20 protein-coding genes are annotated in these 25,268 nt (G+C 37.7%); 10 read left to right on the top strand and 10 right to left on the bottom strand.

The annotated features are described in order from the left end of the window. Positions 1-23: 23 nt before the first annotated feature. Positions 24-1,295 carry an ATP-binding protein gene (locus ACVBAX_RS22105; RefSeq protein ID WP_447118876.1) on the bottom strand — a complete coding sequence of 424 codons (1,272 nt, stop codon included), beginning with the start codon at positions 1,293-1,295 and terminating at the stop codon, positions 24-26. Positions 1,296-2,002: 707 nt separating this feature from the next. Between ACVBAX_RS22105 and ACVBAX_RS22100 the strand changes: the two genes are divergently transcribed. The 6 genes from ACVBAX_RS22100 to ACVBAX_RS22075 all read left to right on the top strand — a co-directional run bounded on the left by ACVBAX_RS22100 (position 2,003) and on the right by ACVBAX_RS22075 (position 8,698). Continuing rightward, positions 2,003-3,415, top strand: coding sequence for a PTS mannitol transporter subunit IICB (locus tag ACVBAX_RS22100; protein WP_447118874.1), 1,413 nt, complete (start codon positions 2,003-2,005; stop codon positions 3,413-3,415). A gap of 142 nt (positions 3,416-3,557) precedes the next feature. Further along, positions 3,558-4,568, top strand: a complete 1,011-nt coding sequence (locus tag ACVBAX_RS22095; RefSeq protein WP_447118872.1) for a DUF1646 family protein — start codon at positions 3,558-3,560, stop codon at positions 4,566-4,568. 189 nt (positions 4,569-4,757) lie between these two features. Then, positions 4,758-6,851 (top strand): BglG family transcription antiterminator, encoded by a 2,094-nt coding sequence (locus tag ACVBAX_RS22090; protein WP_447118870.1) that lies wholly within the window; start codon positions 4,758-4,760, stop codon positions 6,849-6,851. 12 nt (positions 6,852-6,863) lie between these two features. After that, positions 6,864-7,301 carry a PTS sugar transporter subunit IIA gene (locus ACVBAX_RS22085; protein ID WP_447118868.1) on the top strand — a complete coding sequence of 146 codons (438 nt, stop codon included), beginning with the start codon at positions 6,864-6,866 and terminating at the stop codon, positions 7,299-7,301. 1 nt (position 7,302) lies between these two features. Then, complete coding sequence (locus tag ACVBAX_RS22080) at positions 7,303-8,463, top strand: mannitol-1-phosphate 5-dehydrogenase (RefSeq protein WP_447118866.1); 1,161 nt, start codon at positions 7,303-7,305, stop codon at positions 8,461-8,463. Positions 8,464-8,542: 79 nt separating this feature from the next. Continuing rightward, on the top strand, positions 8,543-8,698 hold the full coding sequence (locus ACVBAX_RS22075) for a YpzG family protein (protein WP_430776712.1): 156 nt from the start codon (positions 8,543-8,545) through the stop codon (positions 8,696-8,698). A 199-nt stretch (positions 8,699-8,897) separates the two neighbouring features. Here the strand turns inward: ACVBAX_RS22075 and adhE are convergent, their stop codons facing one another. The 7 genes from adhE to ACVBAX_RS22040 form a co-directional block, all read right to left on the bottom strand. Continuing rightward, a complete protein-coding gene (gene adhE, locus ACVBAX_RS22070) occupies positions 8,898-11,501 on the bottom strand; it encodes a bifunctional acetaldehyde-CoA/alcohol dehydrogenase (protein ID WP_447118864.1) in 2,604 nt (867 codons plus the stop codon). 110 nt (positions 11,502-11,611) lie between these two features. After that, positions 11,612-11,839 carry a hypothetical protein gene (locus tag ACVBAX_RS22065; RefSeq protein WP_430776714.1) on the bottom strand — a complete coding sequence of 76 codons (228 nt, stop codon included), beginning with the start codon at positions 11,837-11,839 and terminating at the stop codon, positions 11,612-11,614. Between the two features lie 278 nt (positions 11,840-12,117). Continuing rightward, a complete protein-coding gene (locus tag ACVBAX_RS22060; RefSeq protein ID WP_447118862.1) occupies positions 12,118-12,552 on the bottom strand; it encodes a Dps family protein in 435 nt (144 codons plus the stop codon). A gap of 159 nt (positions 12,553-12,711) precedes the next feature. Continuing rightward, complete coding sequence (locus ACVBAX_RS22055; RefSeq protein ID WP_447118860.1) at positions 12,712-14,493, bottom strand: ABC transporter ATP-binding protein; 1,782 nt, start codon at positions 14,491-14,493, stop codon at positions 12,712-12,714. 251 nt (positions 14,494-14,744) lie between these two features. Beyond that, the gene (locus ACVBAX_RS22050) at positions 14,745-15,206 is read right to left on the bottom strand and encodes a hypothetical protein (protein ID WP_447118858.1); all 462 of its coding nucleotides are present in this window, start codon (positions 15,204-15,206) and stop codon (positions 14,745-14,747) included. A gap of 222 nt (positions 15,207-15,428) precedes the next feature. Further along, positions 15,429-16,607: a rod shape-determining protein RodA gene (gene rodA, locus ACVBAX_RS22045; RefSeq protein WP_447118856.1), complete on the bottom strand. Its 1,179-nt coding sequence runs from the start codon at positions 16,605-16,607 to the stop codon at positions 15,429-15,431. A 154-nt stretch (positions 16,608-16,761) separates the two neighbouring features. After that, a complete protein-coding gene (locus ACVBAX_RS22040; protein WP_430776719.1) occupies positions 16,762-16,959 on the bottom strand; it encodes a hypothetical protein in 198 nt (65 codons plus the stop codon). 152 nt (positions 16,960-17,111) lie between these two features. Here ACVBAX_RS22040 and ACVBAX_RS22035 point away from each other — a divergent pair, with 152 nt between their 5' ends. Genes ACVBAX_RS22035 through ACVBAX_RS22025 form a run of 3 tightly spaced genes read left to right on the top strand, consistent with a single transcriptional unit; the run spans position 17,112 to position 21,069 of the window. Continuing rightward, positions 17,112-18,743 (top strand): spore germination protein, encoded by a 1,632-nt coding sequence (locus ACVBAX_RS22035; RefSeq protein ID WP_447118854.1) that lies wholly within the window; start codon positions 17,112-17,114, stop codon positions 18,741-18,743. Continuing rightward, positions 18,740-19,954, top strand: a complete 1,215-nt coding sequence (locus tag ACVBAX_RS22030; protein WP_447118852.1) for a Ger(x)C family spore germination protein — start codon at positions 18,740-18,742, stop codon at positions 19,952-19,954. Before ACVBAX_RS22035 ends, ACVBAX_RS22030 begins: the two co-directional genes overlap by 4 nt. Further along, positions 19,954-21,069: a GerAB/ArcD/ProY family transporter gene (locus tag ACVBAX_RS22025; RefSeq protein WP_430776722.1), complete on the top strand. Its 1,116-nt coding sequence runs from the start codon at positions 19,954-19,956 to the stop codon at positions 21,067-21,069. The genes ACVBAX_RS22030 and ACVBAX_RS22025 overlap by 1 nt, the downstream gene beginning before the upstream one ends. 29 nt (positions 21,070-21,098) lie before the next feature. Here ACVBAX_RS22025 and mgtE read toward each other — a convergent pair whose 3' ends face one another. Further along, the gene (gene mgtE / locus ACVBAX_RS22020) at positions 21,099-22,457 is read right to left on the bottom strand and encodes a magnesium transporter (protein WP_447118850.1); all 1,359 of its coding nucleotides are present in this window, start codon (positions 22,455-22,457) and stop codon (positions 21,099-21,101) included. 251 nt (positions 22,458-22,708) lie between these two features. Here mgtE and ACVBAX_RS22015 point away from each other — a divergent pair, with 251 nt between their 5' ends. Beyond that, positions 22,709-23,473 (top strand): hypothetical protein, encoded by a 765-nt coding sequence (locus tag ACVBAX_RS22015; protein ID WP_430776724.1) that lies wholly within the window; start codon positions 22,709-22,711, stop codon positions 23,471-23,473. A gap of 68 nt (positions 23,474-23,541) precedes the next feature. Here the strand turns inward: ACVBAX_RS22015 and ACVBAX_RS22010 are convergent, their stop codons facing one another. Next, positions 23,542-25,119 (bottom strand): aminotransferase class V-fold PLP-dependent enzyme, encoded by a 1,578-nt coding sequence (locus tag ACVBAX_RS22010; RefSeq protein ID WP_447118848.1) that lies wholly within the window; start codon positions 25,117-25,119, stop codon positions 23,542-23,544. Positions 25,120-25,268 lie beyond the last annotated feature (149 nt).

Raw genomic sequence — 25,268 nt, 5'->3', positions numbered from 1 at the left:
GAACCGACTTTTTATATAGATCATTATGAAATTTTCCGTTCATTAGCATCGGACCTATGTGGTAGTCGGATGAAAATGGTTGTACCCATTCCTTTTTTACTATCTATTTGTATCGTTCCTTTCATGCTTTCTACTATTCGATAGACGACCATCATTCCAAGTCCGGTTCCTTTTAAGTCTTTAGTAGAAAAATAAGGTTCTCCTAATCGATTGATTTGCTGTTGGCTCATACCAACTCCTTCGTCTTTCACACTTATTAAAGTTGTTTTTTGTTCCTTGATGCATGTAATCGTTAAGACACCACCAGAAGACATGGCTTCGATCCCATTTTTCATAATATTTACAATCACTTGCTGAAAAAGTCCAAAGTTACCAGTAATGAAGGAGGAATCTAATTTAGAGTCGATTTCCACCTTGAATTGTTTTGCCATTGGTTCGACTATCTGAATAGCTTGTTGAATGACCTGGTCAATCTCGAGGACTTCTATTTTTTCAGGAGTGGGTTTGGCAAAGGTTAAGTAATCTTTAATAATATGATCAGCCTGGTCAATCTCACTTATTGCCAAGGCTAGATACCCCTTTTCCTTCTCTGGGATTTCGTGTGACTCACTTAATAACTGTAAAAACCCACGGCTAGATGTTAAAGGATTTCTTACCTCATGAGAAATGCTTGATGCCAAGTGGCTAGCAATCTCTGCCTTTTCACTTCGTATTAATCTTAATAATAATAAATGTTGATTTTTTATATGTTCTGCCATATAGATAGCCAGTCCCATCCCAGCAGCTTGAATGCCTGTATACGCTACGGTAAACGAAAGGGTAATGGGTGAATGAAACAAGAGTTTCGATCCTGCCAATACCCAAATAGACATAACAATAAATAGTGAAACTTGAAGGGTGAGCTTTTTAGCTAATGAGTAATACTTGAATTTCTCTCTTATTGAAAAAAATATAAAGAAGAAAAGAATGGCATTACCTATAGCAAACCATGAATGGTCAAATCCATGAATAGCTATTCGTAAGACAACAATGAGTATCAATAGCCACACACCTGTGTATTTGTTTGCATAAAGACAACCAAGAACCAGAGGAATGAATCTAAGGTCGAAAGGAATTCCACCTGGAAGTGTTAATGGATATAACATGCAAAGGGAAACAGATGCAGTAAGGGTAATAAACATAAATATCTCTAATTGGTTTTTTTTAAGGTGATGCTTAATAACGAAGCCCTGAAAAAAGAGTAACGAGACTAATATAATTAATAAATTTATAAGAAAATGTGTCATACTCTCCATGATAGCCTCCGAAAAATTATCTTTCTAATATTATAAAGGGTAGAAAGGGAAAAAGGGTTACAATTAACATAAATTAGGGATTATTACCTAGGTATAAAGAGAGTGGTAAAATCATTGGGGAAAATTGTTACATTTGTATAATAGTACTTGCTGAGGCTAACAGTGTGAGCTGTTGGTGAACTAAGTTGGTAACAAGGGAGTAAAGCCCTGTTCTTATCTTTATTAAGATACGGACAGGGCTTTTTTTTAAAGGAGAAGTCTTTTTTCACGACAATCTAAGAGCCACCTATTATGGTTACGGGTTCAACAAAACAAGCGGAGATTTTCCGGTTATCTTTCAGAGTAGAGCTCTGTTCGGGGTTTATAAGCGGAGGTTTTCCGGTTAAGCAAAAAAAAATTGCCTATTTTCACGTTTTTTGAATAAATAGACGGAATCACTCCGTCTATTCGAGCTATTTTCGGTGCTATTTTTTTATTAAGGGAAAATTCTCCGCTTAATGATCAAACCGTCGCTCATCTGGATCCTTGAGGGGCCGCTCTTTTATGGTTGGGGAGGGAGTGTGTCTCTTATTGACAATTCAATTATGACAACATGGTTCATGACAAAATGCATTTTAGTTTGAATTGAATAGGTGTTGAAAACGCTTTATCATAAAGTTAGAAACAAGGACAAAAGAATTATATTTCTGAAAGGGGAATTATACTATATGTCTAATCAAGTAGCGCAAAAGTCGGATATTCGTGTGAAAATCCAACGCTTTGGTAGTCATTTAAGTGGCATGATTATGCCGAATATTGGTGCATTTATCGCATGGGGGATTATTACTGCTTTATTTATTCCCACAGGTTGGTATCCGAATGAGGATTTTGCCAAGCTAGTTGGACCGATGATCACGTATCTTCTTCCATTATTAATCGGTTACACTGGCGGTAAGATCGTTTATGATACTCGTGGAGGAGTAGTCGGTGCCACAGCAACCATGGGTGTGATCGTTGGTGCAGAGATTCCCATGTTCCTAGGTGCCATGATTATGGGGCCACTTGGAGGATATCTAATCAAGAAGCTTGATGCTGTAATCGTTCCGAAGATCAGACAAGGTTTTGAAATGTTGGTAAACAACTTTACAGCTGGTATTTTAGGTGGAGTGTTAACTTTAATCGCATTTAAAGTAATTGGTCCAGTGGTAGAAGGTTTAAATAAAGTGTTAGCATCAGGAGTAGAAGCAATCGTTGATGCAGGGCTTCTTCCATTAGCAAATATTCTAATTGAACCTGCTAAGGTATTATTCTTAAACAATGCGATCAATCACGGGATTTTAAGCCCACTTGGTGTAGAGCAAGCAGCAGACGCTGGAAAATCGATTATGTTCCTATTAGAATCAAACCCTGGTCCTGGACTTGGTATTCTTTTAGCCATTATGTTGTTTGGAAAAGGTTCAGCAAAAAGAACAGCTCCAGGTGCAGTGATTATTCACTTCTTAGGAGGAATCCATGAGATTTACTTCCCTTACATCTTAATGAAGCCTATGTTAATTCTTGCTGCAATCGCAGGGGGCGTGAGTGGAGTATTCACATTATCCATATTTAACGCAGGTCTTGTAGCTCCTCCATCACCAGGAAGTATCTTTGCTTTAATGGCAATGACTCCAAAAGGTGGTCACTTAGGAGTACTACTAGGTGTAATTGTTGCAGCAGCTGTATCATTCGCAGTAGCATCATTTATTCTTAAGGTTAGCAAAAACAACGAAGAAGAAGATTTAGAAGCAGCTACAGAAAAAATGCATGAAATGAAAGGAAAGAAAAGTTCAGTAGCAGAAGCATTAGAAAGCATGGTGGACTATAAAAAGGTAAATAAAATTATCTTTGCTTGTGATGCTGGAATGGGCTCTAGTGCGATGGGAGCTTCGATTTTACGAAACAAAGTAAAAAAGGCAGAAGTAGAAGGGGTAGAGGTAGCGAACACATCTATCAATAATCTTCCAGCGGATGCAGACATCGTTGTAACGCATAAAGACTTAACTGACCGTGCGAAAGCTAAGCTTCCAAATGCCCATCATGTGTCAGTGGAAAACTTCTTAAATAGTCCTAGATATGATGAAATTGTAAATAACTTAAAATAATAAACGAAAATCAACACCTCTAAATCACTTTAAGATTTAGGGGTGTTTTATGTTTGAATGAAATGGCAAGTTTGTCCCAGATAGAGCATATATATATAAATCCTTACAAAAGGAAATATGCTATTGGAGATGAGATGAAACAATGGTTTTGTGGTTGATAATCATCTTTTTGTTAGTATTACTTTTACCCTTAAGAGTAAGAGTTGTAGAGAATAATATTGAATTATTTATTTTTATTATGGGTGTGATTACTGCGCTTACTAGTGGAAGTTGGAGCAGAGATTTATTTTTAAAAGCCGCGAGTAATCCAATTGGGATCACCATCGCTGTATTAATGGCATCATTACTATTAAAGTGGTTTCACCGCAGTATCGACAAATTCATCAATCGGTTGTTACGTGCGTTATCCTTTAGATGGTGCGTAGCTATAACCGTGATTACCTTGGGTTTAGTTTCAAGCATTATAACAGCGATTATTTCTTCTCTCCTCTTGGTAGCGATTGTCACTTCTATGAGGTTAGATACAAAATCAACCGTCCGTTATGTGGTCCTTTCTTGTTTTAGTATTGGATTAGGGGCAAGTTTAACACCTGTAGGTGAACCTGTGGCTACTATAGCCATCAACAAATTGGGGGAAGATTTTTTCTATCTTATCCATTTATTAGGACCGATTATTATTCCATTAATCATTTTATTGGGTATATTGGCTGCTATATTAGTCAAAAAGCCAAAGTATTTACACGAATTCAGAGAGTCGCATATTAACAATGAAACGTATGAAGAGGTTTTGTACAGAGGAATCAAAATATATTTGTTTGTTATGGGCTTAACATTACTTGGATCGGGATTTAAATCCGTGATTGATCTCTATATTATTCATCTAAACACACCATTGCTGTACTGGATTAATACAGTTTCTGCTGTTTTAGATAATGCGACACTCGCAGCTGCTGAAATGAGTCCTCAGATGGGAGAAGAAAAAGTAAGAGCGGTTCTATTAGGATTGCTCGTTAGCGGAGGGATGTTGATTCCTGGGAATATTCCTAATATCATAGCTGCAAATAAACTGGGCATCTCAAGTAAGGAATGGGCTCATTTTGGGGTGCCTGTTGGATTAGTCATAATGGTTATTATTTATGTTTTCTTATTATAAGTTCAAGAGGGGTCTAGAATAAATCTGGGCTCCTTTTTTGATACATTTATTTAATTTTGTCAACAAATACTATGACGAATGTGTATTTGTAAACGGTTGTTAACCACTATTTGCAAGAGTATCATTAGATATGTAAATATCTTTATTTTAAAATTGTCAGTAAGTTGGACTCTTTAGGAGTTGATGGTCTTGTATATTACAGCGAGAGAAAGAAAAATTCTCGAGGTGATACTTCTTAGTGAAGAGGAAACGACCGTGAGTAGTATTGCCAAAATACTTAATGTGAGTTCTCGGACGGTACACCGTGATTTAAAAGGAGTAGAAGAAATATTAAAGTCCTACGATTTGTCGCTTTCAAAGCAATCTGGGGTTGGAATTCTCGTCAAAGGGAGTAGTGAAAACAAAGAGAAGCTAAAGTTATTCCTGTTTAGTGCTTCCCATAACGAATACAGTCCTGATGAAAGACAAACCATTATTCTCTCTAGTTTGCTGGAGAGCTTAGAACCGGTGAAACTGGTTGTCTTAGCTAATGACCTCAATGTCACGATTGCGACAGTAAGTAATGATCTAAATAAAATTGAAGAAAAAATCAAACCGTATGGTCTATCACTTATTCGGAAAAGAGGATATGGAGTAGAACTGTCGGGATTAGAAACAGCTAAGAGAAAAGTCATGAGCAGTCTGATTTTAGATCACTTGGATGAGTTTGAATTTATTTCTTTTATCAGGGAAAATATCCGAAAGCGTTCCGCTATGGATATGGACACAGCAACCGATCGTTTACTTGGATTGGTGGATAAAAAGAAGCTGATTATCATTGAAAGTATCATTGATGACGTAAAAAAGGAACTGACTTACCCAATAGCTGATAGTGCTTATATCGGTTTGGTTGTCCATCTAGCTTTAGCCACAGAAAGGATTCAACAAGGTGTGGAGATCGTGTTAGATGACAGATTCCCCGATCAGCTATTGGCAACAAAGGAGTATAAAATTGCTGAAAAAATTGTATCAGGATTAGAGAAGGCCTTTCAAATATCTGTTTCTCAAGGTGAAGCAAGTTATATTACGATGCATCTTTTAGGAGCAAAGCTGAGGAATGAACAAGGAGATGTTTTCGAAGAAACGGCTGTACAAGTCGGATATACCGCTCAAAAGCTCATCCAGTATGTGGGGAACAGAATGGGATATCAATTTGAAAATAATATTGATCTATACCAAGGTCTAATTGCTCACTTGCGTCCTGCTATCTATCGGATGAAGCAACATATGAAGATTAGTAATCCATTGCTTGAGCGGATTATGGAAGATTACGAAGAATTATTTAGCATTATTCAGGATGGGGTTGAAATTGTTTTTCCAGACTTCATCGTTCCAAAAGAAGAGATAGGATTTCTAGTCATGCATTTTGCTTCTGCGATGCTAAAGGGAGAAGTAAATAAGCAAATGAATGGACTAGTCGTATGTTCGAGTGGAATAGGAACATCAAAGATTCTTGCGACAAAAATTCAAAAAGAACTGCCGTGGTTAAAAACAAAAAATGTTTCACTATTTGATTTTGAGCAGATCAATCCTGAGGAGTATTCGATTATTATTTCGACAGTCCCTTTAAAGGATTATCAAGGTCAGTATGTTCTTGTAAGCCCTATCCTTTCTCAGGCTGAAATTGAAAGAATAAAACAGTCGGTTCGAGTTGATTATCCGGATCAGCCGAAAAATGATCTCCACTCAGTCCTAAAAAAAGATACGGGGAAAGATTTTTTTTCCAAAATCCAACGAAACAATCGTTTTACATCAGCAGCCATTGACATACTTTCCGGTTATAATATCGAAAAACTACGAGGAGATTGGTCGATTGAATCAGTCTTATTGGACGCGTGTGAAACACTTCGAAAACAAGATGTCATTAACGATGTAAAAAAAGTCGTAAATCACTTAGCGGAAAGAGCAGCATTAGGTGGACTTGGAATACCTGAAACCACTCTCTCGCTTTACCATACAAGAAGCACTGGGGTGAATAAACCCTCTTTCACGATGTATGAACTGGAAAAACCTGTGAAAGTGAGTGCGATGGATGGGACAGAGATTTTTAATAAACGAATTCTCCTGATGCTATCACCACAAGATTCAACTGAGGAGGCACTCGAGATACTAAGTCAAATCAGTGCTTCAATTATCCGAAATGATGATTCGATACACCTGTATGAGAAGGGAGAAAAGGATGCCCTTTTTGATTTTCTATGCAACGAGATAAGAGACATTTTTGAAACAAAAAATATTCACTAAGGAGTGGACAATATGTCAGTACAAATATTAACAGCAGAAAATATCCAATTAAATGTAGCTTTATCAACAAAAGAGGAAGCGATAAGAAAGACGGGACAAATTCTTGTTGAAAAAGGGTACGTTGAAGCATCATATATCGAGAAAATGCTTGCTAGAGAAGAGTTAACTTCCACATACATGGGGAATTATGTGGCTATTCCACATGGTACAGAAGACGCAAAGGACATGGTTAAGCACTCAGGAATCTCAATCATTCAAGCTCCAGAGGGAGTGGATTTTGGTGGTGGAAATATGGTGAAGGTTCTTATTGGAATTGCAGGGAAAAATAACGAACACTTAGATATTTTATCAAATATCGCCATCGTTTGTTCGGAGGAAGAAAATATCGAGAAGCTCGTTCAGGCTAGAACAGAAGAAGAAATTTTAAGTTTATTTGCTGAGGTGAACTAATATGTTTGCTCTACATTTTGGTGCGGGGAATATTGGTCGTGGTTTTATAGGCTTGTTATTACAACAATCAGGCTATGAGGTTTGCTTTGCCGATGTGAATGCAGAAATCGTTGATTTACTTAATGAGCGTAAAGAATACAAAGTGGTATTAGCAAATAAGGAACAAACCGAGACAACGGTAACGAACATATCGGCTATTAACAGTGCAAAAAATGGTGAATTAGTTGAAGAGGCAATTGTTCAGGCAGATCTTATTACCACTGCAGTGGGGCCAAATATTTTAGCCATTATTGCACCGATGATTGCTAAGGGGTTGAAAAAAAGAGCCGCTATTTCTGATAAACCATTAAATATTATTGCCTGTGAAAATATGATCGGCGGGAGTGCTTTTTTAAAAGAGAAGGTATATGAACATCTGACTGGGGAAGAAAGAAATATGTTTGATTCCCTATATGGATTTCCAAACTCTGCGGTCGACAGAATTGTTCCGAATCAATCGAATGACGACAAGCTCTTAGTAAAAGTAGAGCCGTTCTTCGAATGGGTCATTGAGCAAACGGCTTGGGTAGGAGAAAAGCCATCTATTGAGGGAGCAACACTGGTGGATGATTTGGCACCATTTATAGAGAGAAAGTTGTTTACAGTTAATACAGGGCACGCCGCTATTGCTTATGTAGGTTCTGTATACGGGTTTCATCCAATAGCAGAAGCAATACAAAATGATCAAGTTAATCAGATTGTTTCGGGAGCGTTACAAGAATCAGGAAGAGTGCTTGTGAAAAAGTATGGATTTTCCAATGACCAGCACCAAGCATATATTCAAAAGATTATTGGCCGATTCAAAAATGAATACATTATTGATGATGTGAAAAGAGTGGGAAGGTCACCTCTTCGAAAGCTAGGCATTCACGACCGATTATTTGCTCCAGCTGTAGAATATTTCAGCGTGTTTCAGGAAGCACCAGTTAATCTATGTAAAGTCATTGCAGCTGCGTTATTATTTACATCAAATGATGATCAAGAAGCGGTGGACCTTCAAAAAAGCTTGGAGAACGATGGGGTTCTAGTGGTATTAACGAGGTTAACAAATTTAGATTCAAGTCATTCTATTGTCCAGACAGTTGTAGAGGAATATAAACATTTCCAAAATCAGCTATCATAATTATTGGGTAAAAGTGAAAAGCTATTATAGATATTCCTCCGAATATCAGCACGTATCCTGACCAATGAGGTGATTAGAGATGAGTTTTAGAGATCATTTGGATCAACATTCTCAACTTTTTTGTCACACGTGGACGAGACGAAAGCATGCAAGTAGTTCTCAAGTGAATGGGCAAACAAGAAAATCCCAATCAGAAATCATTCTGTTTAGGAACGCGAAAGCCCATCGCTGGTAAGGGATAGTTTGATGATATGAGGAAAAAGGAATAGTGGTTAGTGTTGCTAACCAAAAGAGGGAGAGCCGTTTAGGCTCTCCCTCTTTCCATTTGGAAAGAGTGTATCAAAAATAACCCATCCCCGGGGAAAGGGATGGGTCACTATTATGAATGGGAGATAGGGGAATCTCCTAATGGAAAACACTCTTGGATTTAACGGTTATACACCTTTGAATGCTTCACGGTAAATTTCTGCTAATTCTGTTACTAGCGGTAATTTTGGGTTAGCTGTTGTACATTGATCTTCAAAGGCGCGCTCAGCAAGGTAATCAACTTTTGCTTCAAATGCTTCTTTTGTGACTCCATTAGCTTCAATACTCATAGGGATTTCTAGCTCTTTAGCAAGCTTGATAACCGCTTGGATTAAGCTTTCAACACCTTCTTCAGTTGTACGAGCAGGAAGACCTAATGTTCTTGCGATTTCAGCGTAACGCTGGTCAGCAATAAAGTTCTCGTATTTAGGGAATGCAGCAAACTTTGTTGGTTTTGTTGCATTATAACGAATAACATGTGGCATTAAGATGGTATTAGAACGTCCGTGAGCAATGTGGAATTCTGCACCAAGCTTATGTGCCAAGCTGTGGTTAATTCCAAGGAATGCGTTAGCAAATGCCATACCAGCAATTGTTGAAGCATTATGCATTTTTTCACGCGCTACTGCATCGCTGCCATCACGGTATGCTTTTGGCAGATATTCGAATACAAGCTGAATGGCTTTCATTGCTAATCCATCCGTATAGTCGTTAGCCATAATAGATACATAAGCTTCGAACGCATGAGTTAATACGTCCATACCTGTATCAGCAGTAATGACCTTAGGAACAGTCATAACAAACTGTGGATCGATGATTGCGACATCCGGAGTTAACTCATAATCTGCTAATGGATACTTAATATTGTTTACCTTGTCTGTGATAACAGAGAAAGATGTTACCTCAGAACCAGTTCCAGATGTTGTTGGAATCGCAACAAACTGAGTTTTTTCACCTAACTTAGGATACTTAACAACACGCTTACGAATATCTAAGAATTTTTGTTTTAATCCAAAGAAGTCTGCATCTGGGTGTTCGTAGAATAACCACATACCTTTTGCAGCATCCATTGCAGAACCACCACCAAGTGCAATAATGACATCTGGTTGGAATGCTGCCATAGCTTCTGCACCAGCCATAACTGTGTCGATAGATGGATCTGGCTCAACTGCTGAAAATACTTCAACATGAACTAGACTTGGACGTTGACGAAGGTAACGAGTCACGGTGTCAACATATCCTAGTTTTACCATTCCAGGGTCAGTAACGATAAATGCTCTTGAAATATTAGGCATCTTAGCTAGGTATTGAGTAGAATTCTTTTCGAAATAGATTTTAGGTGGAACCTTAAACCATTGCATATTATTATTCCTCTTCGCTAACTTTTTAATATTTACAAGATGGATAGCTCCTACGTTTTGAGATACAGAGTTACCACCGAATGTACCGCAACCAAGTGTTAATGAAGGCATAAATGCGTTATAGATGTCGCCAATTGCACCTTGAGAAGAAGGAGCATTAACGATGATACGACCAGCCTTCATACGAAGTCCAAATTCCTTCATTACTTCTTCATTTGTTGAGTGAAGAACAGCTGAGTGACCAAGTCCACCGAATTCAAGCATTTCTTCAGCACGTGTTAATCCTTCTTCTAAGCTGTTTACCTTGAAGCAAGCAAGAACTGGGCTTAGTTTTTCACGAGAAAGTGGAGATTCAGGTCCAACTGTCTTAAGTTCAGCAATAAGAATCTTTGTATCTTCAGGCACTTCTACTCCAGCAAGCTTTGCAATTTTAGCAGCAGGCATCCCTACGATAGTTGGGTTAACAGCACATGTATTTTCATTAATAACCAATGCCTCAACCTTTTTCTTTTCTGCATCGTTTAGGAAGTAACACTTATTAGAAATTAGTTCTTTCTTCACTTCATTGTAGATTTCTTTATCGATAATAACCGCTTGTTCAGATGCACAAATCATACCATTATCGAATGTTTTAGATAAGATTAAGTCGTTTACTGCACGCTTAATTTTTGCTGACTTTTCGATATAACAAGGAACGTTACCAGCACCAACACCTAGAGCAGGCTTACCAGAGCTATAAGCTGATTTAACCATTCCAGGTCCACCAGTTGCTAAAATAAGTGAGATTCCAGGATGCTTCATTAATGCTTGAGTAGCTTGAACAGATGGCTTTTCAACCCACTGGATACAGTTTTCAGGAGCACCCGCTTTAACTGCTGCATCACGTACGACACGTGCTGCTTCACTGCTACATTTTTGTGCAGATGGGTGGAAAGCAAAGATGATTGGGTTTCTTGTTTTGATAGCAATTAATGATTTGAACATTGTAGTTGATGTTGGGTTGGTTACAGGTGTTACCCCAGCAACCACTCCAACTGGATCAGCGATTGTATAAACACCTTCATATTGGTTGTCATCGATAATTCCAACGGTTTTGTTATTCTTAATATTGTTGTAAACATATTCTGTTGCAAATATGTTTTTGATCATTTTATCTTCAAAAACTCCACGGCCTGTTTCTTCTACCGCTAGTTTCGCTAGAGGCATATGTTGGTCAAGTCCAGCAAGAGCCATTTCTTTTACAATGTCATCAATCATTTCTTGTGTGAAACCTTGGAATTCTTTCAACGCTTTTTGACCTTTTGCCACTAACTCATCAATCATTTTGGCTACTTCTTGATTTTCAGTTAGTACTTTTTCTTCAACTGCCATGTTAAAGACCTCCGTTTAAACAATTTAGTTTGTGAAACACTTCACATTCGGTAGTAAAAAAAATTAACTTGAAGTATTGCAAGATGTATAGGTAAACGCCTAAATGGACGTTACGCGCAAACTGGATTTCTAGGGATCTTCTCGAAAGAAATATCTGAAATATATTTAGAACAGCTCTTTACGATGACTACGTAGTTAACTGTCCAAATGAATGCTGGAAGGCTTTCATTTTCTTTAAACATCATTGACTCGAATTCATCTCCAATAACTTCCTCAAAAACTTCTATTGTATAAGTCTCAGTGTCTGTAGAAAAGTTCTTCCATTCGCATACCATCATGTTTATCACCCCTAATGTTTTTCTTGAATTAAATATAACATATAAAAACAATAATAGTTTGTGAAATATTGAACAAAGTATGAACAATGATTTTACCCTTGAAGTGATAAAAAAAGACTGTAATTACAAGGATTTTTAGAAAGTGTTTATAAAATAATCGCTATTTATTGAAAACGCTTACAATAAAAACGATATATTAATATAATTTAATTCAGCTGAGCTTATTGGAAAAAAAGAAAGTCAGCGACATTTGTCACTGACTTTCTCTTCTATTAATATTATTCTCCTAAGTAAGCGGTCAACATCCAAATATGTGTATCAAGTGATTCGATGAGTCCTGTTGCCATATCGTTTGTGATGATGTCATGGTTTTCTTCAGCTAGATTAGCTAATGAAGAAAGTTCATCTTTGATTTGTTTGTAATCTGCAACGAGGGCAGCAACCATTTCGCTAGCTTTTGTTTCATTATTTGTCTCAATTAGAGTAGCTGTTTCTAAGTATTGCTTCATGGTAGCAACTGGTTGTCCACCGATGGCTAATAATCGTTCTGCCAATTGATCAACTACTAAACCTGCTTCGTTATATAATTCCTCGAACTTGGCGTGTAGGGTAAAGAATAAAGGACCCTTAACGTACCAATGGAAACGGTGAAGTTTCGTATATAAAACATTCCAGTTTGCGATTTGTTGATTTAATTGAGCTTGTAATTCCATAATATTATTCCTCCTCAGTTATCTTATGAATAAATTATAACATATCTAATATTATAATCAATACTAAATTATAATTATTATAAATAAAGGTATATTATTCATCTAAAATAAAAAAAGTATAGAGAGATCAATCGACCTTTCTATACCTTCATTTAATAGTTAATTAGCCTCTAACTGTTTATTTAAGAAACTACGAAATATCCCTTTCTTATCGTTTGCTAACTGTATATATTCTCCTTTTTGTACAATTCTCCCTTTATCTAATACGATTACTTGATCAGCATTGTGGATAGTAGACAGGCGATGGGCAATGACAATGACGGTCATTTTTCCTTTCAGTCGTTCCAATGCCATTTGTATTTTTGACTCATTATCAGTATCCAAGGAGCTTGTTGCTTCATCAAGAATTAAAATAGAAGGATTTCGTAATATAGCTCTAGCTAAAACAATACGTTGTCTTTCTCCACCTGATAATCTTATTCCTCTATCACCAAGGGGGGTATCTAAGCCGTTTGGAAGTTCTTTTACAAAATCAGCGGCAGCAAATTCTAAGGCAGCCCACAAATGTTCCTCAGGTGCCGTTGGATTCATTAATAGAAGGTTTTGTCTAATGCTTGCGTTAAAAAGGAAGGGGTCCTGTGGAACAAAGCTAATGGTTTTCCTTAAGGCTAGCAATTTATCATCTGTTAAAGGCATATCATCTATTAATACTTCACCAGTTTCCGGACGCTGTAATCCCATTAATATATCAACTAAAGTGCTTTTACCAGCACCTGATTGTCCGACAATAGCGGTCATATGATTTGCTGGAATTTGTAAATTGATATTTTGAAGTGCATAGGACGTATGGTCTCCATTGTATTTAAAGCATACGTTTTTACATTCAATCATCTTATTCATATACAGAATCTCTTCATTATCATCTGATACTTCAATCAAATGTTTAGTTTCATTTTGTAAAGCTAATAACACTTTAAATGCTGGAATGGTTAATGCTAATTGCTGTAAATTTGACTGTATGGTAACAAAACGGGGCCATAATCTAGAAAAGATAATAATGACAATTAATAATTTCTCTGGTTGAGTATAGAACAAATTAGCTGAAAAAAAGATAAAACAAGAAAGAATTAATGCGAAAGCGGTTTTGTAAGACAACTGAGAGCTAGTCTGTAACTCAACAAATTTCACTTGTTCATCAAGCATTTTTATATTTAGCGATTTTAACCAAGTCATCCTCGATTTTTCCAGTCGGTTCGTTTTAATGTCTTTTAAACCATTTAGATGATCAGTTATACCTGCTAGATAGGCTCTCGAAATATCAGTTGACTCTTTCCCGAGATTTTTTGCTTGTCGAACAAATTTCCATGAAAAAAATGCAAGCCCTAACCCACAAACTAGAACAAGGCTCGCTATTTGAGGAGAGAGCCAAAAAGCAATTCCAATTTGAATCAATGTAAATATAAAGTTTGTAATAAACTGCATAAACATTTTAATTCCAGTACTAACTCGATTAATATCTTTTGTTAAAGAATTTATTAAATTGGATTTTCTCGTCCTTATAATAAACTCCCACTTAACATGTAATAAACTCTGATAGATTTCCTCTTTCAGGTGATTAATAAAGCCCTGATGAATCTTAATGTCACGAATGGACAGGTTTCTCTGTAGGAGGTTTTGTCCTAATACCAATATAACGTAAAATCCTAATATAAAAGGTAAACCAATCCCAGTAGGAAGATCCTTCAACAAATCTGAAAACACCCACATTAAAGAAGATTCATTAGCTGAATTTATAATTCCACTTATACTTAATATCGGAATCAATAATAGAATGGCTACACCATCAAGAAAACTGACTATTACCATTCCAAGAAAATTGATATACATAATGTTTCCGGTGTATTGATACAATTGTTTAAAATAGTGCATGAATTCTTTCACTTAAGATCCTCCGTTAGTTTACTTTAATAAATACCAGTAAGGTAGGAAAAGTTTTAATAGTAAAATGGAGAGGGATTACTTAGAGGGATACTCTGAAGGTAATACAGGAAGAGTGTAAAGAATCTTACAATGAATCTCAAACTTCAGAATTGTAGTACAAATAAAATATTCTAATTTTTGGATTATAAGGGATTCTCTACTCAGCCCTTATAATCCAAAATCAAATTAATGTTTATTTTCCATTACCTTTATCATTTCTTCCCAACAATATTAACGTCACTCGAACTTACAAAGTTTTCTCCGTTAATTTTGCCACTGAGATATCCTGTATTATCATCAGGATCTAGCTTAGTATCTTGGAATGGAAAATGATAGACTTTATCCATATATCCATCATTATTAACATCTTCTGTACCAACATTAGGAGAAGCTACTGCCCCTCCGGTTGGACTATCGCCAAACCGAACCGTACTATTATCAACTTTAGAAACATCAAAGTTTGCTGAACCTAATAGAGCTACAGGAATATTTCCTTTTGAGTTAGCCCCGAAGCTACTTGGGTCACTGCCAGGTTTGATATCAATTAGTGGGATGATAGGTTCACCTGGTTCAGTTGGCTCTTCAGGCTCTTCAGGTGGTCCACTTATTAATGTTTCAAATTTAATCACTTGATGACTAATTACCTTTGGACTTGTGTACATTTTTTTAGTCATATTTTATACACCTCTTCAATTAATTTATAAACAGTTCTTAAAAAAGAACGGAGATCCAACTCTTCATGGTATTCTTCATTTGCATATGCTATCCATCCTATTGTACTACCGGTACTGTTCGTTTTAAAGAAAATATTTTCGACAAAATACTAGATAATAGCAAATGCCCCGTTCCTATAAAAGAACGAGGCTTTGTAGTATGAATCTTTAATATTCGTAACATCATTGCTTTCCTTCCGATCCAAACATATAAGTTTTTTTATGGTAATGAATACTGAATATTAAACCCATCGCAAACATATTGCCCATTAACGAACTTCCTCCATAACTGACGAAAGGGAGGGGAATTCCCGTAATTGGCAGAACTTGAATCGTCATTCCGACATTTTGGAAGACATGAAAGGTAATCATTGAGATGACTCCTGCACAAATATAGGTGTTAAACGGATCATTCGCATCTAAGGCAGTTTTTGTTAAATGATAGATTAGTATAAAGAATAGACCAATAACGATGCTTGCTCCTACAAATCCATATTCCTCACCAATCACACTGAAAATAAAATCGGTATGACTCTCGGGTATGTATACTTGTCTCTCCCCAAAGCCCTTTCCGGTTAATAATCCGGAACCAATTGCTCTTAACGAATTATAAAGATGATATCCGGACCCTGCTTGGTAGTTGTCAGGGTCAATCCAGGAGTAAATTCTATTAAACTGGTATGTTTGGACGTTTAAGTATTTTACAAGAACCTCTGGTGCCCAAACCACGTAGTAAATAATGGTTGCTCCAAGTAGCGAGCCAAGTCCATAAATGGTTAGAATAATCTTCCATGTAATGCCTGATACGAAAATAAGTCCAGTAAATATGGCTACAATAACAAGGCTAGTTCCTAAATCAGGTTGCTGCATGATTAACGCTAATGGTAGAGCCGTAGATAAGCTCATTTTAGTGAAAAGCCAAAAATCAGACTGAAAGGTTTTCTTTATGTATTTTTCGTGGTGAGAGGTTATGACCTTACTAAGGGAAAGGATGAGAAAGGCTTTCATAAATTCCGAAGGCTGAATTGTACCAAAACCCGGAATTTGAAACCAACTATGTGCTCCATTTCTTTCAGGCGCAATGCTTTCGGGCGCGATAATCAGAGCGAACAGCAGAAATATGCCGAATCCATATAGATACCAGGAAAGTTTTTTATATTGATCACTATCAAAAAACATAACGACCGCAACAATGATACTTCCTACTACATACCAAAATACTTGCCTAACAAAATAATTTTCGTTGTACTGTCCTGTCGTTTGAGCACTATAGATAGATAAGCAGCTTACTAGAAACAATAAAAACAAAATAAGACTTAAGGTCCAATCAAACTTTTCTGTCGGTTTTTTAACAACTTCCATTCATCTGCACCTAATTCCCTCTACTATTTACAATTTTATCCTATCAAACAAAAATTCCTCATTCAAGATATGCACAAAAGATTATGTTCATTCATTATCATAGTTCTTTTTATATAGACGAAGAAGACTAGGTAATAGTTTCAATTTTGGAGTGTTAAGAGCCATTCAGTTCCTTGTCTTTTTTGTTTTTCATCTTTTTCTTTAATACCTTGGTAATTGGGGTTCCATTCATAATCATCCATATAAAGATCGGAGCAAGAAGGTTTAAAGCCATAATCAAGACAACAAAAGTCCAAATGGCCCATTCCGCATTCAGGATATTCCGGTAGACCCAAGTGCTATAAAACTCCATAAAATCACCCGCCTTTCTCGTAGCCTATTTGGCTACATGTTTGCCAAACCCTTCAGGAAATAAACTAATTTCTGACTAGAATCTGTTTTTGTTGGAAAAATAAAGGAAAGGGTAATGAACGTGGAAATAATCATCTTAGGAGTTTTCAATTTATGACTGAAGTGGAAGAAAAGGATTATTTTTTTAGAGATTTGAAAGATAATGAAGAGTTGATGAATGAGATTTTGGGAACCAGTGTTGACTTAGTCAAACGGCGTATTACCTTTCATGAACATAAAAATGTTCAAGCAATTTGTTATTACACGGATGGGTTAGTTGATGTTATACAAATAGAACTATTTATTAGTGACCTACTTTATAAGGGGAATCTGTTGCTGCAACATTCGACCTTACCTACGGGACCTCCATTCACCTTGCTGAAGGACCATATGCTTTCAAATGCTTCATTTCAGGTAATCAAGGAGGTTAGTCAAGCGGTAGATGGAATCCTTTCTGGAGTCGCAGTCTTGATTCTTGATGGAAGCGATGAAGTGTTTGTTATACAAACAAAAGGATGGGAAAAAAGAGGGGTTGATGAACCGCAAACAGAGCAAGTGGTTCGTGGTCCAAGAGATGGTTTTACAGAAAGCATCCGAACCAATACGGCGCTTGTAAGACGAAGAATTAGAGATCCAAAGCTTCGGATTGAGCAAATGAATATCGGGAAGCGCTCAAAGACAGATGTCAATATAGCCTATATAGAAGACATCGTGAAGGAAGGTTTGGTTGAGGAGGTAAAGAAAAGGTTACGTGATATAAAAATCGATGCCATTTTAGAAAGCGGATATATCGAAGAATTAATTGAAGATGCACCTCGATCTCCTTTTACTACCGTACAAAGTACAGAAAGACCGGATAAAGTAGCATCGTCTTTACTTGAAGGAAGAGTAGCTATTTTTGTTGACAATACTCCTTTTGTATTGGTAGTCCCCAGTTTCTTTTGGCAGTTTTTACAGGCAAGTGATGACTATTATTCAAGATTTATGACGGGTAGTTTTTTCCGTGCGATACGATATTTGGCCTTTGTACTGAGCTTAACTCTTACCTCCATTTATGTGATGCTCGTAAGCTTTCATCAAGAGATGATTCCTACCCAACTGATCCTAACCATCGCCTCCGGACGCGAGGTGGTTCCTTTTCCGGTTTTACTAGAAGCGTTATTGATGGAAATCTCCTTCGAATTGATGAGGGAAGCAGGGCTTCGGATGCCTAAGCCTGTTGGTCAGGCTGTTAGTATTGTGGGGTCTCTTGTCATTGGGCAAGCAGCTGTTCAAGCGGGGATCGTGTCTCCATTTATGGTTATTATCGTTGCCTTAACGGGTATTTCGTCGTTTGCCATACCTAATTATGCTGCATCATTCTCGATTCGTCTTATTCGGTTTCCTTTGCTACTAGGAGCTGGGACGCTTGGATTGCTTGGTTTTTCTGCGATGTTCACCTTATTAGCCATTCATGCTCTTACTCTGCGCTCTTTCGGGGAGTCATACTTAGCACCAGCAACCCCTTTCCAACCAAATGATCAGAAGGATTCGATCATTCGCTTTCCTTGGTGGAAAATGCAGGCGAGGCCTGAAGGGGTTACGGGGGATGAGAAGCGTGTAGGAGATCATCAATTTCCAGAACCTCCTAATACAGATCCTTATTCTAAAGAAGGAGGTAAGGGAAAAGAAGAAGATCAAAAAGAGGGGTCACGGAAGAAGAAAACCCGTCGTATCATCAAGCTTAAGGGGGAGGATGAAGAATGAAAAGACACCTGGCATGGTCTCTTTTATTAATAATAATTCTCCTATTAGCGGGATGTGCAGGGAAGAGAGAGTTAAATGACCTAGCCTTGGTGATGGCTGTAGGTATTGATAAAGGAGAGGAAGAGAACTCCTTTAAAGTGACGGCACAGATAGCCAGACCAGCAGATGCTAGGGGACAGACAGGTGCTCCTTCTGGGCAGACGGGGGAGCCTATTCTCACCATTGTCGGACAAGGTGAATCTTTGTTTGATGCGATACGGGATCTTTCTTCCTTTACCACAAGAAATGTTTTTTGGGCCCACAATCAAGTCATTGTTATCAATGAGGATTTGGCCAAGGAAGGAATTGCGCAGGTGATTGATTTTTTCACAAGAAACCCAGAACTTCGGATGAGAACTTGGGTTGTTATCACTCCAGAAAAGGCTAGCACCTTAGTATCAACCGTTACGGGGTTGGAGCTCATACCGGGGGAGGCAGTAAATAAACTCTTTCGATATGGGGAAATCTCAAATGTCGCTCCAAATTCACAAATCATGGATGTTCAGGCGGCCTACTTAAGTCAAAGCTCACAACCGATCATCGCTAGAGTTTCCTTAAAAGAAGTGATGGTCTCTAACAAAAAACCAGAAAAAGGTCCTACGATCAAACAAGTGGACTTGGCCGGTGCAGGAGTGTTTCAGGAAGATCGTTTGGTTGGAATTTTAAAACCAGAAGAAATAAGGGCATTAATGCTTTTTACAGAAAGATTAAAGTCTGGTGTCGTTACCACTCCATGTAAAAGTAAACCTGAACGAACCGTAAGTGTAGAGCTTAGGGATCAGATGTTTCAGGTTACACCTCATTTAAAGGGTAACCAAATCAGTTTTACTGCTGAGTTTGATGCTTTTGCTAGGGTGGTTGAAGCGGGTTGTCCATTTTCTATTGATAATCAAGAGAAAGTAACAGAATTAGAAAAAGCAGTTGAGAAAAAGTTGGAAAAGGAAATAAAAATGACTGTAGATAAGGTGCAAACGGAGTATAAAACAGATGTAATCGAGCTCGGGAAAGTGTTTCACAATGAGTATCCCGGGTACTGGAGGCAAATTGCGGATGATTGGGAGGAAGTATTCCCTACGGTTGATATCGAAGTCTCTGTAAATGTGGAGGTGAAGGATTCAGTTCTACTATGGGAGGAAACAAACTCCGGTAAAAAGGAGAATAGTGCAAACTAATGAAGGTACAAATCTCAAATGGTATGTTTATGGCATTAATAATTAATATGATCTATGCAAAGGCAATCGGTGTAACGCAAGGATCAATGGCCAGAGAAGTAGGTGGGGATATATGGATTTCGACCCTGATTGCGACCATCCAAGGTGGGGTGATTATGTTCTTGGTGATCTTTGTCATCCGTCGAATGCCTGAGGGGGACTTAATTGACCAAGCGGGAAGGTTACTTGGCAAATGGGTTGGGAAATTTGTCGCGCTCATCACCTTTTTATTTTTTCTAGCTGCATATGGGCCTGTGATGTCCACCTTTGTTTTTCACTTAAAGGATTACTTCCTACCAGAGGCACCGATCTTATTGTTTATCCTTTCAGCTTTTTTAATAGGTACTTATGCGATTTACTTTGGAGTAGAAGTGATAGCTAGGATGGCTTTAATCGGTGTGTTTTCAATTATCGCTTTAAATATATTGCTCATGCTTGGCTCTCTGTCCGAGTTTGATATTAGAGAATTACGTCCAACGTTTCAAATGGGGTTTTTAAAAACCGTTTGGGCAAGTAGACATCATAATACGGACTGGGCTATGGCAACAATTATGGCGGGAATTATTTTGCCGATGGTTGCCAATAAGGAGACTTGGGGGAAAATGGGGTTTGCTGGGATTGGTTACGGAATGGTATTCATTATTATGTGGCCGATTCTAGAGGCAGGTGTTCTGTCCCCTGAGACAGCTGCACAGTATATCGTTTCTTGTATGCAAATGGCTAGAAGTGCACAAATTGGTTATTTTGTTCATCGATATGAAATGATTATGATTGCTTTCTTTGCTTTATCGATTCTTACACAGATTATGATGAGCTTGTTATGTGCTTCGGTTGCTATGCAAAAAATGCTTGGTTTAAAGGATTATCGGAAAGTGATTATTCCTACTGCTATCATTCTCAGTGCATTTGGTTATTGGATCAACTTTGATAAAAATCGTGCCGTTGATTTTTTAGAAGGTTGGTGGGTGTATATTAGCATAGGGGTTGCGGTAGGTTTACCTTCGATGATTCTCGTAATGGGATTCTTTTTTAAGAAAAAGTTGAAAAAAGAAAGAGTAGCTGAGGAGGCAAAATAAAAGCACGAAGCGCTATGCTTCGTGCCTCTTTACTGTATATGATGTAGGAAAAGTGTAGCGATCCCAAAATAAGTTAAGAGCGAAAAAATATCATTTAACGTTGTAATAAGAGGTCCAGAAGCAATGGCTGGATCGATTTGCAGTCGATAAAGAACCAATGGGATTACTGTTCCTGCTAAGGTACCGATAATAAGAGTAAGTAGCAAGGAGATGCCGACTACAAGGCCAATCATTAAATTACCCTGCCAAATAAATGCGATAAGTGAAATAAGGATGCCACAGGTAATACCAATAATGACACCAACACCAAGCTCTCTCAGGACAAGTTTCGTAATGACACGTTTATTAATATCATTCGATACAAGTCCACGAACCACCACAGCTAGAGACTGTGTGCCGGTATTTCCGGTCATTCCGGATATCATGGGAATGAAAAAAGCGAGTGCTACAATTTCTTTGAGTGTTTCTTGATACGTACTGATGATACTTCCTGATAAAATGCCGATTAGTAATAGAAGGATGAGCCATGGCAGTCTTCTATATGCAGCTACATAGGCACTTGTATCAAAATCAATGGATTTACCTGAAGCGGATAGTTTTTCGATATCTTCGTTCGCTTCTTGAATCACAACATCAATAATATCATCTACGGTAATAATACCCATAAGTACATTTTCTTCGTTTACAGCAGGAATGGCCATGAAATCATAACGTTGAATAAGCATGGCCACTTCTTCTTGGTCCGTATCGACCGAAACAGAAATGACCCGTTCGTACATAATATTACGAACAACGGCGTCAGCTTCTGCCATTAGAATATCACGGTAGGAAACCACTCCAACTAGTTTGCGGTATTGATCAATCACGTAAAGATAATTTATGGTTTCTGCATAATCGGTGAACGATTTAAGCTTGGTTACAGCTTCCTTAACGATATAGTAATCTCTTATCCATACAAAACGATTCGTCATCAATCGTCCAGCTGTTTCTGGAGGATAGTTCATGATATCCTGAACGGCTTTGGATTCCTCTTTTTTCATTCCAGATAAGAGCTGGCTGATTTTTTCAGGTGACAGGTCATCAAGCAATGAGGCGAGGTCATCGTTATCCATTTCATCGAGGACTTCACCCGAACGTTCAATACCCAGTCGATTTAGAACATCCAGCTGTTCGGTTTTGCTTAATTCCTCGATGAGGTCTGCAAGCATGTCTATATTTAAGTACAATAAAAATCTTTTTTTGTGTTTTTCGGGTAATTCCCCATATATTCTAGCGACATCATAAGGCTGTAGTTCATCTAATATCGCATCAAATTCTTTTCGTTTTGATTCTTTTAACGCTTTAATAATGTATAGGGTAATTTGATTTTCTGTCATATTTGTAATCATACGTATCACCTCTTTGGTGGGGAAGTTCAGTTTTAAAAGCAACATGCTAATTATAGAGAAAAACAAGTTATTTTAAAATGGAAGTTTCATAAAAGTTTGTGAATTGTTAAGAATGTGCTTGAATTATATAGTGCTTATACAATAGTATAGTTTTATTTAGAAGAACAGTGCGGGAAATTCTTCGAAACTTTTTTATACGTTCATTCGTCATAAGTAAGGGAGATATTACTATTATTGTGGGGGTTTACTAGGTGAAAAAAAGCAATCAGGAGAAACGCGATCTTCTCTACATATTCCTTAATGAAGGTGAACAATATGTTCTGACACACGGGATTGAATTTAAAGAGTTTGCTCGGTCTCTTTCCGATTCTTTGAATCATCTTTTGTTGATTAAACATGCTTACGAATCGGGAGAGTTTAATCGTCACACTTTACTAGAATATGTACCTAAAGAGAAATTGCACCGGCTAATGGGTGATGATGTACATGGTTATGGTGATTTTTGCTGGGTAGATTTCGAGGAGCTTGAAGGAGTAAATGCCTTATCAGGCGAGGAGATTGCCGAATTGCTTTATATGGGACATATGAAGGAGCACCTAAAGCAGCCATTTAACCGACATCTGAGAAATAGATATGGTTATTTTGCTCACGATGATGGCTGGTGGAATAAGGTTTATTACCGGACGTTAACCGATTTTTATCGGCTATTATCTGATCTCGTGCCTGAGAAGTTAAATGAGTTCAAACCAGAAAAAGGAGTTTTAGGGTTAAAAAAGAGGAGGGAGTACCCTCCGATGGATATTGATATTTCTCTTTCGTTAAAACCGTTGATGAAAGAGGGGATATTAATATCATTTAAAGATGCGGTCCAAAGTAGAACGAAAATTGAAGTACCTATTTGGGTTATTGGCGACTACATGAATATGGACGATATGTTCGAAGAATACGAAAAACTGTCTAAAACCAAGTCAGACGCAACCCTCACCTTCGACAAGAAAACAAAGCAATGGCAGTAAAAAGGTGTCAGACACCTTTCGTGGACAAATTGGGTTGATTTGTCCACGTGGGGTGGACACTTATAATTTTATTGCGATTGATAGTATGTTATTAGTTCATTAAACTGGGCTAGCATGCGTTGGGTCTCCTTTTCTTCAATATGACTAATAGGAGAGATTTGAACCCAGTTATTGTGTTTCAAATACGCACTTTCATAGTGTAGTAAATAGCCATTCATCTCCATATCCTCTCCGATAAAGGTAGAGGGTATTTTTGTTGGAAATGGAATGGTCATAATGGTCGGACAAGAATGCTCTAACTTAGATAGTACCTGGTTGTTATGAGATTCGAGAAACTCTCGAATATACAGGTATTGACGACCAATTCTTTCAAAGGGCTGGTCATTTTCATAGGCTTCTAGTGCCTGATGAAGAGCGGAGATGAGATTTGAAGAGTGTGTAAATGGGACTCCGTCGTTCTCTATGTACCATCCAAGATCAAGATAGCCGGGAATCCTCTCATCTTTTTTTATGTAATGCTGGTGAAACACAATGGAAAGACCTGAATACGAGCCCAGTGCTTTTCCGCTAACACCTGAGGCAAGATAGATATTTGAGAGATTTAATGGGCTAGCTCCAATAGAACTAATGGCATCAAGGCAGATTTTTATATCCTTTTCCATGCAGGCTTTATGCATATCTTCCAAAGAGTTTAAAACGCCAGTGGAAGTTTCGCAATGCGCAAACCAGATCCACTCAGGGTTATGTTTGTTAAGAACCTCTTTTATTTCTATAAGAGTAAATGGTGTGCCCCACGGTATTTCGTAACTTTCAAAAGTTAAGCCAGCACGGATGGCGTGACCTTGAAGTCGCTTTCCAAACTCCCCGTTAATAAAAATAACTCCGTTCGAAAGTTTTTTCAGTTGCATGGCGATGGCATCATTCGCCAGCGTTCCAGATCCAAGAAGAAGCTGGCAATTTGCCGCTTTAGTTAATCTCAGTAGTCTTTCTTTTACAGAGTTAAATAATGTTAGAAAGGCTTTGGAACGATGAGAAAGGGGTGGACTCATAAGTGCTTTGGTCACATCATCCGCTACCATAGTGGGTCCGGGTATAAACCGGCTCGAAGATATCCCGATGCGTGAAGAGACTTGTTTTTCAAAGGTGTCTCTAGTGATATACATAGGATGGAATTGTGCATCTTCTGTTCCGACTGGATCGTGAAATACAGTAAAACCAAGTTGTGTATACAGCTTTGTTTGTCTGGTGGTTCCTGAAATAACCGCTGCGTCGTATCCTTGTTTAATACAGTAGTTGGCTAATAATTGTGAAAGTCCTAGAAACACTCTGCCGTTACGATTCTTTGCATCAACCGCGAGGAGGCGAATTTCGCACAATAGATGTGCTAGAAAAGGAAGATGCTCTTCTACAGGACCAATCTTTTTATCAATGGAAAAAGGTCGCTTGTCTCGAACTGCAATCATTCCAATGAGTTGTTTATTCTTTAAGCAAATAAGGTACGTATTTTCAGCGTGAAAAGGGTCAACTCTTCTCTCTGTATCAGACTTTGGATGTTGTGGGATCTCTTCGACAAAGGTACGATAATTTAGTTTGTGTATTTGCTCCATTTCTTCTTCGCTTCTTGCAATCTTAAAAAGCAAGCCCATTTGGTTTCCCCCTATACTCTTTCTTTTATATTGGCTGTTTTCGTAAAGTTTGTTGTTTTGGAAAAATCCCAGAAGCCGGATTTTTCCCCGCATAACGCTGAGTTTATTGGTCTATTTGGAGAGTAGCTCTTTTCTAAGGAGGATAAAAT

The sequence above is a fragment of the Robertmurraya sp. GLU-23 genome (genome assembly GCF_052983275.1).
The sequence above is the reverse complement of the archived record's forward strand: the minus strand, read 5'-3'. Positions and strand labels throughout refer to the sequence as shown.

What these genes read in the sequence shown, in the direction of transcription:
- ACVBAX_RS22105 (WP_447118876.1), bottom strand. Translation starts at nt 1,295, where the DNA reads ATGGAGAGTATGACACATTTTCTTATAAATTTATTAATTATATTAGTC.
- ACVBAX_RS22100 (WP_447118874.1), top strand. Translation starts at nt 2,003, where the DNA reads ATGTCTAATCAAGTAGCGCAAAAGTCGGATATTCGTGTGAAAATCCAA.
- ACVBAX_RS22095 (WP_447118872.1), top strand. Translation starts at nt 3,558, where the DNA reads ATGGTTTTGTGGTTGATAATCATCTTTTTGTTAGTATTACTTTTACCC.
- ACVBAX_RS22085 (WP_447118868.1), top strand. Translation starts at nt 6,864, where the DNA reads ATGTCAGTACAAATATTAACAGCAGAAAATATCCAATTAAATGTAGCT.
- ACVBAX_RS22080 (WP_447118866.1), top strand. Translation starts at nt 7,303, where the DNA reads ATGTTTGCTCTACATTTTGGTGCGGGGAATATTGGTCGTGGTTTTATA.
- ACVBAX_RS22075 (WP_430776712.1), top strand. Translation starts at nt 8,543, where the DNA reads ATGAGTTTTAGAGATCATTTGGATCAACATTCTCAACTTTTTTGTCAC.
- adhE (WP_447118864.1), bottom strand. Translation starts at nt 11,501, where the DNA reads ATGGCAGTTGAAGAAAAAGTACTAACTGAAAATCAAGAAGTAGCCAAA.
- ACVBAX_RS22065 (WP_430776714.1), bottom strand. Translation starts at nt 11,839, where the DNA reads ATGATGGTATGCGAATGGAAGAACTTTTCTACAGACACTGAGACTTAT.
- ACVBAX_RS22060 (WP_447118862.1), bottom strand. Translation starts at nt 12,552, where the DNA reads ATGGAATTACAAGCTCAATTAAATCAACAAATCGCAAACTGGAATGTT.
- ACVBAX_RS22050 (WP_447118858.1), bottom strand. Translation starts at nt 15,206, where the DNA reads ATGACTAAAAAAATGTACACAAGTCCAAAGGTAATTAGTCATCAAGTG.
- rodA (WP_447118856.1), bottom strand. Translation starts at nt 16,607, where the DNA reads ATGGAAGTTGTTAAAAAACCGACAGAAAAGTTTGATTGGACCTTAAGT.
- ACVBAX_RS22040 (WP_430776719.1), bottom strand. Translation starts at nt 16,959, where the DNA reads ATGGAGTTTTATAGCACTTGGGTCTACCGGAATATCCTGAATGCGGAA.
- ACVBAX_RS22035 (WP_447118854.1), top strand. Translation starts at nt 17,112, where the DNA reads ATGACTGAAGTGGAAGAAAAGGATTATTTTTTTAGAGATTTGAAAGAT.
- ACVBAX_RS22030 (WP_447118852.1), top strand. Translation starts at nt 18,740, where the DNA reads ATGAAAAGACACCTGGCATGGTCTCTTTTATTAATAATAATTCTCCTA.
- ACVBAX_RS22025 (WP_430776722.1), top strand. Translation starts at nt 19,954, where the DNA reads ATGAAGGTACAAATCTCAAATGGTATGTTTATGGCATTAATAATTAAT.
- mgtE (WP_447118850.1), bottom strand. Translation starts at nt 22,457, where the DNA reads ATGATTACAAATATGACAGAAAATCAAATTACCCTATACATTATTAAA.
- ACVBAX_RS22010 (WP_447118848.1), bottom strand. Translation starts at nt 25,119, where the DNA reads ATGGGCTTGCTTTTTAAGATTGCAAGAAGCGAAGAAGAAATGGAGCAA.